This is a genomic window from Phocaeicola sp. ICN-14070 (assembly GCF_037892625.1).
Classification (GTDB): Bacteria; Bacteroidota; Bacteroidia; order Bacteroidales; family Bacteroidaceae; genus Phocaeicola; species Phocaeicola plebeius.
The window spans coordinates 1-15,020 of sequence record NZ_JBBKBF010000077.1 but is presented as its reverse complement, the minus strand read 5'-3'; the positions used below and the strand labels follow the sequence as shown (position 1 = coordinate 15,020).

The window sequence follows — 15,020 nt, the reverse complement described above, 5'->3', positions numbered from 1 at the left end:
GTATTTTTAATCATAAGTATACAAAAAACACTAATTCCTTCTATCTTTACCCATAATTATTTACTTTTAACTTTCAAACTATGAAAAAACTACTTTTACTATGTGGATTATGTGGTATAATAGGATGCAGCAAAGTCAATGCACAGACTAAACTGAAAGTCCTGCAATGGAACATCTGGCAGGAAGGCACAATGGTTCCCGGAGGATATGAAGCCATTGTTTCAGAAATAGCCCGGCTGGAACCGGATTTCGTAACGTTCAGTGAAGTCCGGAATTACCACCAAACCCGTTTTTGCAACCGTATCGTCACCTCTTTACGAGAAAAGGGAAAAACCTACTACTCGTTCTACAGCTACGACTCCGGCCTGCTCAGCAAACATCCCATCACTGATTCTACCGCCGTCCTCCCTGAAAAGAATGATCACGGCAGCATGTATCGTATGGTAGCTTCAGTCAATGGGCAACAGATTGCCGTATACACAGCCCATCTGGATTACCTGAATGATGCGTATTATAATGTAAGAGGATACGATGGTTCTACATGGAAGGAGATTCCGATTCCAGAAACTGTACAATAGGTACTGGCCATCAATGATGCCTCTCAACGAGATGATGCAATCCGTGAATTTGTCAAAGCCGCGAAGAAGGATATAGCAGAGGGAAGAATGGTGATACTGGGAGGAGACTTCAATGAACCGTCACACCTGGACTGGACACGAGAGACCAAAGATCTGTATGATCACAACGGCCTGATTGTACCCTGGACTGTACCACTGATTTTGGATAATAACGGATTTGTAGATGCTTACCGTACCCTTTATCCTAACGTACTTGATTATCCTGGATTCACATTTCCATCCGACAATGAGAAAGTCCCTACCCAGAAACTGGCTTGGGCACCTAAATCGGATGAACGAGACCGTATAGACTACATATTCTATTATCCACACCCCCAACTGGAATTAAAAAATGCAGCTATCTTCGGACCCCAAGGCAGTATCGTAAAAAACCAGCGGAAAAAAGAAACGTCTAAAGACCCGTTTATAGAGCCATTAGATACTTGGCCAACCGACCACAAAGGCGTATTCGTAACGTTCTTACTGAAAAGATAAAAATATATTGTTTTTTTCAGGAGAAAGTCTTCCTATGTCTTCTTAAGTCTTCATATGTCTACAAAGCCCCTAAGAGAGTTTTTATCTTCGCACAGGAGACTACTATGTTTTCCTGACGAAAACCCAACGTTTTCCGAACCGAAGACGTTGGGCTTTGCTCAAGGAAACATACAGTCCGGATATTGAAAACATAAATAGTAACTTGTAAAAAATTAAAAGACATGGAAGCACAGTATGATTTTCTCCCCGTACCGGGTACAAAGAACGGTGAAAAGAACCCAAAACTTTACCCTAAGCTCGTAACCAGAGGAGCTATCCCCTTCAGCGACATCATCCGTCAGATAGCCCGTTCTTCCGGATTCAAGGAAGGAACCGTGATTGGAGTAATGGAAGAAGTGGAGAAATGGACATCTTTCTATATTTCCAGAGGAGAATGTGTAGAAATAGGACACATGGCCTATGCGGTAGCTAATCTGAAAGCAGAAAAAGAGGTGACAGATGAAAGCGGGATTCACGCACAAAACATCCGATTCGATAAAGTACGGTTTCGCACAAGCAAAAGCTTCAACCGGAGATGCAAAAGCCAGGAACTTTCGCGAGTCAGGACGGAATGGAAATTCCAACAAAGCTCAGCCCGCTACTCGGAAGAGGAACGACTGCAACTGCTCATGGAGCATTTGAAACAGCATCCGTTTATTACACGAACGGAATACGGTCAACTGACCGGATTGCAAAAATCAAAAGCCTGGAAGGATTTGAACGGATGGGTAAAAAGCAAAATTTTAGGAAGCAAAGGGAAAGCACCTCATAAAATCTATATACTTCCGGAAGAAACTACTTCGACAGCAACCGACGACTCAAGTAACGCACCGGATACCATACAGAAAGAAAGCCTACAGCCAGCACGGTAAAGAAAATAAGCACTACGTCCTCCCAGTGCACACTGACGGGATAGGCGTCGACAATAAAGCTGCCGGCAGCTCCTAAGGAAATCAACCCGAAAGTCTGTTGCAACCAGCAAAGCAGCACACCTAACACAATACCCGACACGGCTCCGATAAATGAAATCAGACGCCCTTCAAAAAGGAAGATACGCACAATCTGCCGGTCGTTTGCCCCCAGGTTACGAAGCGTAACTACATCGTCACGCTTATCAATAATGAGCATGGACAGAGAACCGATGACATTGAAGCAGGCTATCATCAGGATGAAGGTCAGAAACAAATAGGATATAAATTTCTCTATTTTCATGATACGGAACGTGTCGGCCTGCTGTTCATAACGGTCGAGCACACGGAAGCGTTCACCCAAATGTTTTTCCAGTTTGCGCTTAAAGGCATCTATATCGGTGCCTTCCTTCATTTTCAGGTTAATGGCACTGACCTCGGTAGTGTATTGAAACAACTGTCGGGCAAACTTCAAAGAAGTAAGGATATAGGAGCCATCGTATTTCTCCTGATTCACGGCAAACACCAGTCCGGACGAGAACAGGTTTCCTCCTGTAAAAGAAGCTGCCGGATTGGCCATGTTCACTTTAGCCCCTCGCTTGGGAGCATACACTTCTAACGGATCAAGGAAACGAATGCCAGTACCCAAGGTAGCCAGCAATTGCACACCGGGAATGGCATAGTCCACCACCTCATCATGAAGCAGCAGTTCTCCTCTTCCGAAAAGTATGGTATCAATCGGTGTCAGTTCTTCAAAGTTATCTTCTACTCCTTTTATCACAGCCATGGCCTGACGCCCCTGATACTGCACCAAGGCATTGTCTTCCAACGATTCGGACACCAATACCACCTCGGGCATCTTCCGAATAGCAGCGATATCTTTATCCTGTCCGTCGAACACTTTCCCGGTGGTGGGCACAATTTTCAGTTCCGGATCGAAAGCCGTGAACAAGTTGGATACCAGGTCCTGAAAACCGTTGAATACAGACAAGGTGCAGACTAAGGCCAATGTAGCCAACGCTACTCCACATACGGAAATTCCAGAAATCACATTAATGGCATTATGAGATTTCTTGGAGAACAAATATCGTCGGGCTATGTAAAAAGGAAAGTTCACCGTTATACCTTATTTATATATAACACAAAATAAAAACCCACAGAAGCCGGAAGCAACGCCCCTTGTTCTTCTGTGAGTATTTACTAAAATATTGAATACATTATTTCTTCAACAGTTCGTCAATTTTCTCTGCATAATCCAGAGAATCGTCCACGAAGAACTTCAACTCGGGAATGATGCGCAACTGATGGCGTACGCGGTTTCCCAGCTCAAAACGAATTGACTTCATATTGGCATTGATGTTCTTCACGATTTCTTCACTTCTCCCTGAAGGGAAGACGCTCAGATATACACGCGCATAACTCATATCGGGACTGATGCGGACAATGCTGACCGAAACCAGCACACCAGGCATTGACTTGGTCTGCAAAAGAAAGATTTCGCTCAGTTCCTTCTGAATGAGGCGGGCAATCTTGTTTTGTCTGGTTGTTTCCATATTACCTTTTTTATTTTTTACGTATAATAGTCAGACCGTCACGCAAGGGCAGGATTACTTTTTCCACCCGTGTATCGGCAGCCACCAGGTCATTGAACTTCTTGATTCCGATGGTCTGCGTGTCCGTGTGATGCGGCTCTTCAAGCACATGTCCGTCCCACAAGGTATTGTCGGCTATGATATAACCGCCGGAATGCATCTTTTGCAGAATCATTTCATAATATTCCACATAGAAGCGCTTGTTTCCGTCTACAAATGCCAGGTCGAACACGATGTCCATGTCGGGCACAATTTCAAGGGCATCACCGATATAAAACCTGATTTTATCGGCATAGGGTGAATTTTCCAGCCACGGACGAGTGAAATCTTCCTGCTCGTCGTTGATTTCAAAGGTATGAAGCATAGCCCCTTCCTCCAGTCCCTCTGCCAGACAAAGTGCGGAGTATCCGCTGTAGGTACCAATCTCAAGTACCTGCTTCGGACGTATCATCTGCACGAACATCTTCAGCATACGACCTTGCAAGTGCCCCGAAGCCATACGGGGACGCAGCAGTTTTACGTGCGTCGCCCGGTACAGCGCTTTCAGGTAGTCGTTCTCTTCATCAATATGCTGAAGAATGTATTCATCGAGCGCGTCAGTCTCTTTCATGATTACAAGTAACGGTTACGGTTGGGTAAAACGTAGTCATCTCCGCTCTTCAAGACATCACCTACCTGGTTGATTTCGAGGAATGAAGTATGAGTACCTTGTTTACCACCGCTCAGATAAGCCACCATTTCGTTTTCTGACAGTACACCATCGTCCATCAGCTTACGCAATGCAGCGAAATAATATTCCTGTCCGTTGGCTTTTTCCGGCATATAGATAGCTTCCACACCGTATGACAATGCCAGATGACGCATGGTCTTTTCCTTGTAGCAGATAGCCAATACCGGATATTTTCCACGGAAAGCAGCCAGATTGCGGGCAGTCAAGCCACTGAAGCTATCGGTAATGATGGCACGGATAGGCATCAGGTTAGTAGCGCGTACGGCCTGTTTTGCGAGGAAGCTGGTTACATCCGTATTTTCCGGAGTCAAAGGAATTGGAATATCGTTTTCTTCCATCTTATCTTTTTCAGCCTGAGCAGCAATCTTCGCCATAGTCTTCACAGCTTCTACCGGATATTTACCATACGCTGTTTCTCCACTCAGCATCAACGCATCGGTACGATAGTAGATAGCATTGGCGATATCAGTAACCTCAGCACGAGTCGGACGCGGATTGTTGATCATGGTGTGCAACATCTGCGTAGCCACGATTACCGGTTTCTTAGCCAAGATACATTTCTTAATCAAGATACGCTGAATACCCGGAATGCGTTCCTGCGGCACTTCAATACCCAGGTCACCACGAGCTACCATTACACCATCAGCTACTTCCAGGATTTCATCGATGTTATCCACACCTTCCTGGTTTTCAATCTTAGCAATAATCTTGATGTCGCTGTGATGTGCATCCAGGATTTCACGAATATCAAGTACATCCTGACGATTGCGAACAAATGAATGCGCAATGAAATCGATGTCTTTCTCAATCGCATACAAAATATTGTTGCGGTCCTTTTCAGTCAAAGAAGGCAAGTTGATGCGTACACCCGGCACATTCACACTCTTACGGCTTCCCAAAGTAGCATCATTGCGTACTTCACAGAACAAAGTATCTTCATTCTTATCGATTACCTTCAGTGCCAGTTCACCGTCGTCCATCAACACATCTGCTCCAACTGACAGGTCGTGTACAAATCCCGGGTAAGTTACAGCAATACATTCATGAGTAGTTTCCTGTTCCGGATTTCCCACAATACGAACCTTTTCACCTGTCTTGAAATCAATCGGGCCTTCTGCACTGGCCGTAGTACGTACTTCCGGACCTTTGGTATCCATCAGAATACCGATACGGTTAGAAACGGTACGCACATTATTAATCAACTTTTCAAAACCTTCACGGCTGGCATGTGCGGTATTCATACGTACCACGTTCATACCTGCATTAAAAAGGTCTCTGATAAAATCTACTTCGCAGCGCAAGTCCGAAATGGACGCAACGATTTTTGTTTGTTTAAGCATCATAATAAATATACTATAATTTGTTGTTGTCTAATAAAATGGATTCTACGGCCAGACGATAGGAATTCAGTCCGAATCCGCAGATTACTCCTACACAAGCACAGGAAATCATTGATTTGTGACGAAACTCCTCCCGCCGGTGAACATTGGAAATATGTACCTCCACGACTGGAGACGTAACTGCACGGATAGCATCCTGTAAAGCAATGGAAGTGTGAGTATAGGCCCCGGCATTCAGCACAATGCCATCATACGAAAAGCCTGTCTCATGAATTTTATTAATCAGTTCCCCTTCCACATTCGACTGGTAATATGCAAACTCTACCGACGGATACCATTCTTTTAATTTCTCCAGATAACTTTCAAAAGATTCGGCTCCATAAATGGAAGGCTCCCGTTTGCCCAACAGGTTAATGTTAGGGCCATTGATTATTTGTATTCTCATCTGTATACTTCTGCTGAAATTTAATACCTTTGTAGAAGAATTTGGCACAAAGATACGAAAAATAAATGAAAAAGGCCGATAAAAAAAGCATAATAATAAAGTATAGGCAATACCTGAAACTCGAAAAATCACTTTCAGCAAACACGGTGGAGGCTTATCTTACAGACTTAGACAAACTATTCGCATTTCTGGAACTGGAAAGCATTCATTTTACTGAGGTCACCCTGGAGAATTTGGAAACTTTTTCAGCCGGATTAAGAGACATCGGCATTCACCCACGTTCACAGGCTCGCATTTTGTCTGGAATACGCTCTTTTTTTCGTTTTCTTTTGCTGGAAGACTACATACAACAAGACCCCTCAGAATTGCTGGAATCACCCCAAATCGGCAAACACCTGCCTGACGTACTGACGGTAGAAGAGATAGACAGGCTTATAGGAAGCATCGACCGAAGCACCCGTGAAGGACAGCGCAACCGGGCTATTTTGGAAACCCTATACAGTTGCGGACTCCGTGTATCCGAACTATGCAATCTGAAACTATCCGATCTCTATCTAAAAGAAAAGTTCATCAAAGTAGAAGGAAAGGGAAGCAAACAACGGCTGGTACCCATCTCCCCACGCGCCATTCATGAACTGGAACTGTACTTTCCAGACCGCAATGAAGGACTGATAAAACCTGGATACGAAGATTTTGTATTTATCAGTCGTTTCGGGAAAAACATTTCACGCATCATGGTCTTTCACATCATTAAAGAGCTAGCCGAACAGATTGGGTTGAAGAAAACAATCAGCCCCCACACTTTCCGTCATTCTTTTGCTACTCATCTGCTGGAGGGCGGCGCCAACCTGCGAGCCATACAATGCATGCTAGGACATGAAAGTATAGGTACGACTGAAATTTATACCCACCTTGACCGCAGTCGTTTGCGCCAAGAAATCTTGGAGCACCACCCCAGAAATATGAACAGATTGTAAGGCAAGAACGATTTTTAAGGTTTTTTCGAACGAACTCACAAAAAAAAACAGATAATGATTAACACGTAATAGAGTTTTTCTTATCTTTGCCCCAAATAATCAAACAATAAGATTATTCATTTATACAAACTAAATATTTAACATCATGATTAAGAAGTTGTATTTGCCGTTAGTGGCATTGTTAGTCCTTGCTTTCTCTTCATGTAGCAAGATGGGCGAATTATCTCCTGACTACTTCACTACCAACCCTGAAGTGTTGGAAGCTGTTGGTGGCAAGGTACCTGTAACTATTACAGGAAAATTCCCGGAAAAATACTTCAAGAAAAACGCAACAGTTGAAGTTACTCCAGTTTTGAGATGGGAAGGTGGCGAAGCTAAAGGTCAGCCAGCTACATTCCAGGGCGAAAAAGTACAAGGTAACGACCAGACTATCTCTTACAAGACTGGTGGTACTTATACAATGAAAGCTTCTTTCGACTATGTTCCTGAAATGGCTAAATCTGAGCTTTACCTGGATTTCAAAATTAAGAAAGGTAAAAAAGAATACACTATTCCTTCTGTAAAGATTGCTGACGGTGTAATCGCTACTTCAGAACTTCCTACTGTAAACTCTGCTAATGCTGCTTACGCTCCGGATGCATTCCAGCGTATCATCAAGCAGGCTAAAGAAGCTCAGATCATGTTCTTGATCCAGCAGGCTAACCTCCGCGCAAGCGAATTGAAGTCTGACAGCTTGAAAGCATTCCACAAACAAGTGGTAGCTGTAGCTGGTGACACTAAGAACTACAAACTGAACAACATCGAAATTTCTGCTTACGCTTCACCTGATGGTGGTGTTGAACTGAATACTACTTTGGCTGAAAATCGTCAGAACAACACTGAAAAATACATGAACCAGCAGTTGAAGAAAGGTAAGATTGAAACTGAAGTAGATGCTAAATACACAGCTCAGGACTGGGACGGATTCCAGGAATTGGTTTCTAAATCTAACATTCAGGATAAAGACCTGATCTTGCGTGTTCTTTCTATGTACAACGATCCAGAACAGCGTGAAACTGAAATCAAGAACATTTCTTCAGTTTACAAAACTCTGGCTGACGAAATCCTGCCGCAGTTGCGTCGTGCTCGTTTGACTGCTAACTACGATGTAATCGGACGTAGCGACGAAGAAATCAACGCTGCATTCGATACTGACGCTAAAGTATTGAGCAACGATGAATTGCTGTATGCTGCAACTCTGACTAACGACAACGCTCGTAAAGAAGCTATCTATAAGAAAACTGTTGAATTGTATCCGAACGACTATCGTGCTTACAACAACTTGGGTATGATGGCTTATGCTAACGGTGACTTAGCTACAGCTGAAAACTACTTCAAACAGGCTGCTAGCAAGAGCTCTAACGCTGCAGAAGTTAACACTAACCTTGGTTTGATTGAATTGACTAAGGGTAACGTAGCTAACGCTGAAACTTACTTGAGCAAGTCTACAGGTGCTAACACAGCTAACGAAGCTCTGGGTAACTTGTACATCAAACAAGGTCAGTATGACCGTGCTGTACAGGCATTCGGTGACACTAAGACTAACTCAGCTGCTTTGGCTCAGATTTTGGCTAAGGACTATAACAAAGCTAAATCTACTCTGTCTGCAGTGAAGAATCCGGACGCTTACACTAACTACCTGATGGCAATTGTTGGTGCTAGAACTAACAACGCTGACTTGGTTAAGAGCAGCATGGACAAAGTAAAACAGCAGGATGCTGCTTTGGCTGCTAAAGCTCAGAACGACCGTGAATTTGCAAAATATGCAAACGAAATAAAGTAATCTGACTTAATTACATAAAAGGAACCGGAATCACTTGAAGTGATTCCGGTTTTTTTATGCTTTTACGGGAAAGAATCGGAAGAAGATGAAAGATTATAAAATGAAAATATGTATTTTCGCAAAAAGAAGTTACGAAAAGAGTGTAATTTATTGGAAATGAGCGTAGGTTAATTGCTCTTGATAGTAATAGGTTACGATTTAGTTAGTTATCTACTGCATTATCCTTCTGCGCGTTGCGTAACCTTCAAAGAACTCTTCGTATGCAAAAGTAGCTATTTAATTCGAGATTTTGATATAAACTCCCGTTTTTTATCCCCTCATTCATAAGAATTTTCCGTAAAAGCGGTATTGTCCGTCGGCACACCATTGCCCAAAACGAGTTTGGAACAAACGTGTGCCGACTACCGCATAGCTGGAGAAAAGGGCATTGCCTCACGCCTAAACGATGTTTAGACAGATGAAGCAATGCCCCTTTCTTTTGCGCCTATGCCAAGAGGTGCTTTTACGGGTTTTCAAATGATTTTTCTTTTTTCGCTGTCTCTTTTGCCGGAAGCGGAAAGTGAATGCAGAGTGTGTCAGCCTGCCCCATGAATGAAACAGGCGCCCACACACAGCCGGACAAACCGGGAAGAATGATTGTTGCCACCCGGCTGAACAAGTTCCGTCGGATCGGAAACAATCATACTTCCTTTGTTGTGGTTTGCCCTTTTCACGCTTCCGGTGATGTCTTTTTCCTTTTGGTGATTCTTTTTTTTACGGATTTTCCCCTGAAGTTTTTTTCTACACAATCTGCCTCTGTTTTCGTTTACCTCCATTTTGCGCCTTTCAGTAAGCCGCATCAGTCAGTCATTTTCGTTCTGGGCGCAAAGGTAATTCCGGGATTGGACGGGAAAGCAAGGTCAAGCCTCCTGTTTTCGGTAAAAATCTCCAGCCCTGCGGGTAGTATTTTGACCGAAAAACCTTGCATTCCCTAATCCCTACCTTTTCAAGCACCCGAAACGAAAACGACCGATGCGACAGAAAGACGCATAAAAAAAATGTCGGATAAACGAGAGGCAGATAAGATAGTTTGAAACTCAACTCCCTCAGCTCTTGAATCCGCATTAAAAACAAAAAAATCAAAAACAGCGAAGATATGACGGCAACGGCAAATTTCAGACAAATGGCGCAACACATCGGGTTGGCGATATGCGGCTTGATGATGCGCACCGCCTTCGGGGTGTTCGGCATCCTTTGGGGCATCATCAGAGAGATTGTAAACGGAGTGTTCCGAGTGGCGATAGGTGTAATCGTGGCTATCCTTTCCACCATTGCCTTCTTTGGCTTCATCCTTTGGTTATTCACCCTTTAACCCTTACCGACATGGCAAAAAGAAACAGCAAGACGGCAGCGCAGCAGTGCAGATATTACGAGGTGGACAACATCTTCGTGTATATGGTGGAAACGTACATCAACGGCAATTTTGAAACTTTCCGAAGATTGTACCACGAACTGAACAAGGACGCACGGAGGGATTTCATGGACTTCCTTCTCAGCGAGGTAGAGCCGACCTATTGGAGAGAGATACTGAAACAGATAATCTAAAAATGACAGCGATATGAAAGGAACAGACCATTTCAAGAGAACGATATATATGTACTTGGAACAGCGTGCGGAGGAAGATGCGCTATTTGCAAAGAAGTACCGCAACCCTGCCAAGAACATGGACGAGTGCGTGACCCACATTCTGAACTATGTGCAGAAAAGCGGTTGCAACGGTTTCACGGACGGAGAAATATTCGGGCAAGCCATCCACTACTATGAGGAAAACGAGATAGAGGTGGGCAAACCGATGGACTGCCAAGTGGTTGTGAACCACGTTGTGAAACTCACGGCAGAGGAAAAGGCGGAGGCACGTCAGAACGCTGTCCGCAAATACCAAGAGGAGGAACTCCGCAAGTTGCAGAACCGCCACAGACCGTCAGCGAGAAAAGAAAACCAACCCCAACCCTCATTATTTGATTTAGGCTTATGAAACCGAAGACCAAGATACAGAAAGAGGTGGCAAGACTTTCCGCCAACCTTCGCCCCATATCAGCGACACAAATAGATTGGGCATACCGCCACTGCGTTGAGCATATCGGCTACCGCACCAAGAAAGGGAACATCACCTGTTCCGACTGCGGTCACGAGTGGCACAGCGACAGCGGACTATGCGACACCCTTGAAGGCTGCACCTGCCCCAAATGCCATGCCGAACTCAAAGTGCAGGACACACGCAGACGCATCTACAAGGAAACGCAGAATTTCAGCGTGATAACCACCTGCAAAGGGTATCAGGTAATCCGCGTGGCGCAGGTCAGATGCGAGAGCAGGAAAGGCGAACCGATGCGTTTCTACTGCCACGAGGTCGTGCAGCGTTGGATTTCACCCGACGGCAAGGTTACGGACATGGCGTTGCTCCGTGGCTTCCTTTTCTGCTATTGCGATGTGTGGGCATTAGGCAGCGATATGGAGGTAAGACCGCACAACAGCCTATACGATGATGTGGTGGCAAGAAGCTGTGCATATCCAAAGATGAGGATATTGCCCCAACTCAGACGTAACGGCTTCAAGGGCGATTTCCACGGCATCTCCCCCGTGCGTCTTTTCAAAGCCTTGCTTTCAGACCCAAGAATTGAAACCCTTATGAAAGGCGGTGAGATTGAGGTCATGAAACACTTTCTTTTCAATACCCGTACTGCCGATGAATGTTGGGCATCATATCTGATTGCCAAGCGTCACAAGTATCAGATAGACAACCTCTCAATGTGGTGCGACTATCTGCGTATGCTCAAAAAACTCGGTCAAGACCTCCGTAACCCGAAGAACATCTGTCCCGAAGATTTCATGGCGGCACACGACAACGCAACCCGAAAAATTGAAGCCATACACGAGAAGGAAAGAGCCGCAGAGCAACGCCGTTGGGAGATTGAAAGGCGTGAGCGTGAGCAACAGCGACAACTCCAACGAAAGAAAGATGCGGAGGATTTCATCGCCAACAAATCCAAATTCTTCGGCTTGGTAATCACGGACGAGGAAATAATCGTCAAGGTGCTTGAAAGCATAGACGAGTATTACAACGAGGGCAAGACGCAGGGCATCTGCGTGTTTGGCAGTGGATACTACAAGAAAGCCGACCCCCTCATACTATCGGCAAGGATTGGCGATGAGATTATTGAAACCGTAGAGGTGGACTTGCGAACCCTCGAAGTGGTGCAGTGCCACGGCAAGCACAACCAGGACACCGAATATCACGAGCGCATCATAGACCTTGTGAACAAGAACGCCAACCTTATCCGTGAGCGGATGAAAGCGGCATAGCATAACCCCTAAAACAACATTGATATGGAAGTAAGAATTGAAAGTATGATTTGTGTGTGGGATGATGCAATCCCCACGATGTTCCTTGAATTTGTGAACCTCCTCACTCTCACAACGAGTGAGGGGGAATTGAGAAAGAGCGTAAAGGAGTTTGCCGAGAAGCACGAACTTGACAAGTTTTTCCTTTACGGCTTCGGCTCACACCATTTCTACCTGCACCAACGCTACACAAGCAACCCCGAAATGGTGATGAAGAACAGAGTTCTGTCAGTACATTTTTAACCATCTAAAAAGCAACATTATGACAACACGAATGACCATCAACGGAGTAAGCACCTGCGCGGAAGCAGGTACGGAGAAATACGAGCGTTTCCAATCGGGTATCGGAAGACGCAGGCGGACACTTGTGCAGTACGACTACCGCCACCCCATAGACAGAGAATTGTTCTCTTGTGTCAAACCCACGTTGGACGAGTGCCGAGCCGCACGGGACAAGTGGCTGAACGCAAAGAAGGGAAAGGAGGACAGACTATGAACACGACCTATCAAACGCTGATAGTCAAGTTCAGCGAACCTATCACGGCATTGGACGGTATCTTTGACGATACCGGAGCGTGGGGAACGGACACCCTCAAGGGGTGGATAGATGATTACGAAAGCACACGTTTCACCGCCACCGACAGCCATACGGCAGTCATCACGAGCGAGTACAATATGGAATGTGTGAAAGAGTGGCTACAACGGCAGACCCCCATTTCCGAAATGCGAGAATTTTGAACGGGATGGCGGTGTCCGCACCGCCAATACTTAAAACCCTAAAAACAAAAGATATGATAGCCAAGACGATATTACAGCAGATAGGCGGAAAACGCTTCACCGCCATGACAGGTAGCCGTGATTTCATAGATATGGGCAACGGCTTACGGATGAGCCTTGCAAGGAACAAAACAAGTGCCAACCGCCTTGACATCATCTATGACGAAGGGGCAGACCTCTACAATATGCGCTTCTACCGCAGGACGTTCAGCAAAAAGACCTTTGAGTGCAAGACAAAGGACATTGCCGTACACGAGGGTATCTATTTTGATATGCTGGAGGAAATGTTCACGATGGTGACGGGACTTTACACACGCTTTTGAGTGGCGGGGCGGCGAGAGCCGCCCTACTTTCTTTCAGTGAGCATGATGGCGGACAAAGAAAGTAGCAAAGAAACCTTTGTCCAATCTGCGATAACTAAAAAATCCGCAAGTAAAACTTGCGGAGGCTATATATTGGGTCGTTATTTTTTGGTGGAGGGGAATGATAATCTCGAACCGTTGAACTACACATTTCTGCTTCGTCTCCATTTCCCCCAACGATTTGATACGTTCAATCATTTTTGTTGTCGTGGAGAAGTGAATAGACAGTATTACCCGACAGAGCAACTATGACAACGTAACGCCTTTACAAAAAAGTCGGTACACGAAACCCATAGACTAATTGTCTTGACCTAAAAGAGATTGGAATTTTCAGGACTGCCTATCACTTAGATAGAAGTCCAAGGTCTGCTGAAATACATAATTCAAAAATTGAAATTGCTTGACTGCAAATTTAGTAACTTTGCTTGACAAATTAACGAGAAAGAAGAGAAAATGAAAACCGACCGCATAATCGAGTAGACGGCTCCGCCAGTAACTGACGGAGTGCGCCTCTCACACCACCGAGCGTACGGGTCACGTACTCGGCGGTTCGCAAAGAGATGGGTTAAGTTGTAAATGTAATTCAGTTAAGGAAACATATCCTCTTTTCTTCAAGCGTTGTAAAGTAATGGTAGTGCCTAGAATAGGACTTTGTGCTATTGCCCAACCGCCTTTCCGTGTTCTGCTCCAAGCGTAGGCATGGTCTTGGTCTACACCTAATCGAATCAGGTTTTTCCTTATCCTTTCGGGTTTTTTCCAATGATGCCAAATGCAATAGCGCAGTCGGTTGCGAAGCCAACCATCTAAATCTCGTAATTTGCCCAAAATACTCGTGCCTTGGAAATAGTTCAACCATCCGCGTTGCACTTCTTTTATCTTGGCAATACGCTCTTCAAATGTGGCTGGTGTGGTTTTTCGGGTGATTGTTTTAAGTCGTTCTTTTAGTTTCTTCCATGCTTTTTCCGATACAATAAGTTGGTATTGATTTTTACTTCCTTTCTCGTACGTAGGTACGAATCCGAAACCCAAAATTGTGAAGTGGATTGGTTTTCTGATACCACTCTTTTCTTCATTTATAGTTAATTTGAGTTTGTTTTTCAAAAACTTTTCAATTACCACTCTTGTTGCCTTGGCTTGATTGTGGCTTTTGCAATAAATACTAAAATCATCCGCATAACGTACAAATTTGTGTCCTCTTCGAGTCATTTCCTTATCCAGTTGATGTAGTAAAATGTTCGACAATAATGGACTTAAAGGGCTTCCTTGCGGAACGCCTTTTCTTCTCTTTCGTAGCTTTCCGTTGATTTTAATAGGTGCTCTGAGCCATTTGCGTATGAGTTGCATGGTAGCTTTGCATTTCACTTTTTGATAGATTAAATTCAGTAATAAACAGTGGTCAACTTCATCAAAGAAGTTTTTCAGGTCAATATCCACAATGTGGTTTAATCCTGAATGGATGTAATCCCGAGATTGTCCAACGGCTTGTCGGGCATTCTTGTGAGGTCTAAATCCATAGCTGTAATTACTAAATTCGG

19 protein-coding genes and 1 pseudogene are annotated in these 15,020 nt (G+C 44.5%); 13 read left to right on the top strand and 7 right to left on the bottom strand.

What is annotated here, in order from left to right; all coding sequences use genetic code 11:
* Positions 1-80: 80 nt before the first annotated feature.
* Together WKT20_RS15930 and WKT20_RS15925 are read left to right on the top strand one after the other, a co-directional pair.
* Positions 81-1,112: pseudogene (locus WKT20_RS15930) on the top strand (endonuclease/exonuclease/phosphatase family protein).
* Between the two features lie 221 nt (positions 1,113-1,333).
* The gene (locus tag WKT20_RS15925; protein WP_181976341.1) at positions 1,334-2,023 is read left to right on the top strand and encodes an HU family DNA-binding protein; all 690 of its coding nucleotides are present in this window, start codon (positions 1,334-1,336) and stop codon (positions 2,021-2,023) included.
* Here the strand turns inward: WKT20_RS15925 and WKT20_RS15920 are convergent.
* From WKT20_RS15920 to aroQ, 5 genes are all read right to left on the bottom strand, one after another.
* Entirely contained in the window at positions 1,947-3,176 is a 1,230-nt protein-coding gene (locus WKT20_RS15920; protein WP_340417696.1) for an FtsX-like permease family protein, read from the bottom strand. The two genes, WKT20_RS15925 and WKT20_RS15920, sit on opposite strands and share 77 nt — an antisense overlap.
* A gap of 100 nt (positions 3,177-3,276) precedes the next feature.
* Positions 3,277-3,612: a 30S ribosome-binding factor RbfA gene (gene rbfA, locus WKT20_RS15915; protein WP_117702511.1), complete on the bottom strand. Its 336-nt coding sequence runs from the start codon at positions 3,610-3,612 to the stop codon at positions 3,277-3,279.
* 10 nt (positions 3,613-3,622) lie between these two features.
* Positions 3,623-4,261 carry an O-methyltransferase gene (locus tag WKT20_RS15910; RefSeq protein WP_118164615.1) on the bottom strand — a complete coding sequence of 213 codons (639 nt, stop codon included), beginning with the start codon at positions 4,259-4,261 and terminating at the stop codon, positions 3,623-3,625.
* Positions 4,262-4,263: 2 nt separating this feature from the next.
* Positions 4,264-5,724, bottom strand: a complete 1,461-nt coding sequence (gene pyk / locus WKT20_RS15905; protein WP_007564079.1) for a pyruvate kinase — start codon at positions 5,722-5,724, stop codon at positions 4,264-4,266.
* 10 nt (positions 5,725-5,734) lie between these two features.
* A complete protein-coding gene (gene aroQ, locus WKT20_RS15900) occupies positions 5,735-6,166 on the bottom strand; it encodes a type II 3-dehydroquinate dehydratase (RefSeq protein WP_007564077.1) in 432 nt (143 codons plus the stop codon).
* Between the two features lie 65 nt (positions 6,167-6,231).
* On the opposite strand from aroQ, the gene xerD reads away from it, so the two are divergent.
* The 11 genes from xerD to WKT20_RS15840 all read left to right on the top strand — a co-directional run bounded on the left by xerD (position 6,232) and on the right by WKT20_RS15840 (position 13,446).
* Positions 6,232-7,143 (top strand): site-specific tyrosine recombinase XerD, encoded by a 912-nt coding sequence (gene xerD, locus WKT20_RS15895; protein WP_007564074.1) that lies wholly within the window; start codon positions 6,232-6,234, stop codon positions 7,141-7,143.
* A gap of 145 nt (positions 7,144-7,288) precedes the next feature.
* Entirely contained in the window at positions 7,289-8,965 is a 1,677-nt protein-coding gene (locus WKT20_RS15890) for a tetratricopeptide repeat protein (protein ID WP_118440928.1), read from the top strand.
* A 587-nt stretch (positions 8,966-9,552) separates the two neighbouring features.
* Positions 9,553-9,939: a hypothetical protein gene (locus WKT20_RS15880; protein ID WP_009126113.1), complete on the top strand. Its 387-nt coding sequence runs from the start codon at positions 9,553-9,555 to the stop codon at positions 9,937-9,939.
* Positions 9,940-10,100: 161 nt separating this feature from the next.
* On the top strand, positions 10,101-10,316 hold the full coding sequence (locus WKT20_RS15875) for a hypothetical protein (protein ID WP_004291535.1): 216 nt from the start codon (positions 10,101-10,103) through the stop codon (positions 10,314-10,316).
* Positions 10,317-10,327: 11 nt separating this feature from the next.
* Complete coding sequence (locus WKT20_RS15870) at positions 10,328-10,549, top strand: hypothetical protein (protein ID WP_004291534.1); 222 nt, start codon at positions 10,328-10,330, stop codon at positions 10,547-10,549.
* 13 nt (positions 10,550-10,562) lie between these two features.
* Positions 10,563-10,979 carry a PcfK-like family protein gene (locus WKT20_RS15865; RefSeq protein WP_004291533.1) on the top strand — a complete coding sequence of 139 codons (417 nt, stop codon included), beginning with the start codon at positions 10,563-10,565 and terminating at the stop codon, positions 10,977-10,979.
* Positions 10,976-12,307 (top strand): PcfJ domain-containing protein, encoded by a 1,332-nt coding sequence (locus WKT20_RS15860; protein ID WP_340417695.1) that lies wholly within the window; start codon positions 10,976-10,978, stop codon positions 12,305-12,307. The genes WKT20_RS15865 and WKT20_RS15860 overlap by 4 nt, the downstream gene beginning before the upstream one ends.
* Positions 12,308-12,331: 24 nt before the next feature.
* Positions 12,332-12,589: a hypothetical protein gene (locus WKT20_RS15855; RefSeq protein WP_004291531.1), complete on the top strand. Its 258-nt coding sequence runs from the start codon at positions 12,332-12,334 to the stop codon at positions 12,587-12,589.
* A 19-nt stretch (positions 12,590-12,608) separates the two neighbouring features.
* Positions 12,609-12,842: a DUF3873 domain-containing protein gene (locus WKT20_RS15850; protein ID WP_004304291.1), complete on the top strand. Its 234-nt coding sequence runs from the start codon at positions 12,609-12,611 to the stop codon at positions 12,840-12,842.
* Positions 12,839-13,084 carry a DUF6956 domain-containing protein gene (locus WKT20_RS15845; protein ID WP_004291529.1) on the top strand — a complete coding sequence of 82 codons (246 nt, stop codon included), beginning with the start codon at positions 12,839-12,841 and terminating at the stop codon, positions 13,082-13,084. The genes WKT20_RS15850 and WKT20_RS15845 overlap by 4 nt, the downstream gene beginning before the upstream one ends.
* Positions 13,085-13,137: 53 nt before the next feature.
* Positions 13,138-13,446 (top strand): hypothetical protein, encoded by a 309-nt coding sequence (locus WKT20_RS15840; protein WP_004304290.1) that lies wholly within the window; start codon positions 13,138-13,140, stop codon positions 13,444-13,446.
* A gap of 33 nt (positions 13,447-13,479) precedes the next feature.
* Here the strand turns inward: WKT20_RS15840 and WKT20_RS15835 are convergent, their stop codons facing one another.
* Both WKT20_RS15835 and WKT20_RS15830 read right to left on the bottom strand, forming a co-directional pair.
* A complete protein-coding gene (locus WKT20_RS15835) occupies positions 13,480-13,683 on the bottom strand; it encodes a hypothetical protein (protein ID WP_004316914.1) in 204 nt (67 codons plus the stop codon).
* Positions 13,684-14,019: 336 nt separating this feature from the next.
* Positions 14,020-15,020: reverse transcriptase domain-containing protein (locus tag WKT20_RS15830; protein ID WP_340417694.1), on the bottom strand; the 1,001-nt coding region annotated here is incomplete at its 5' end.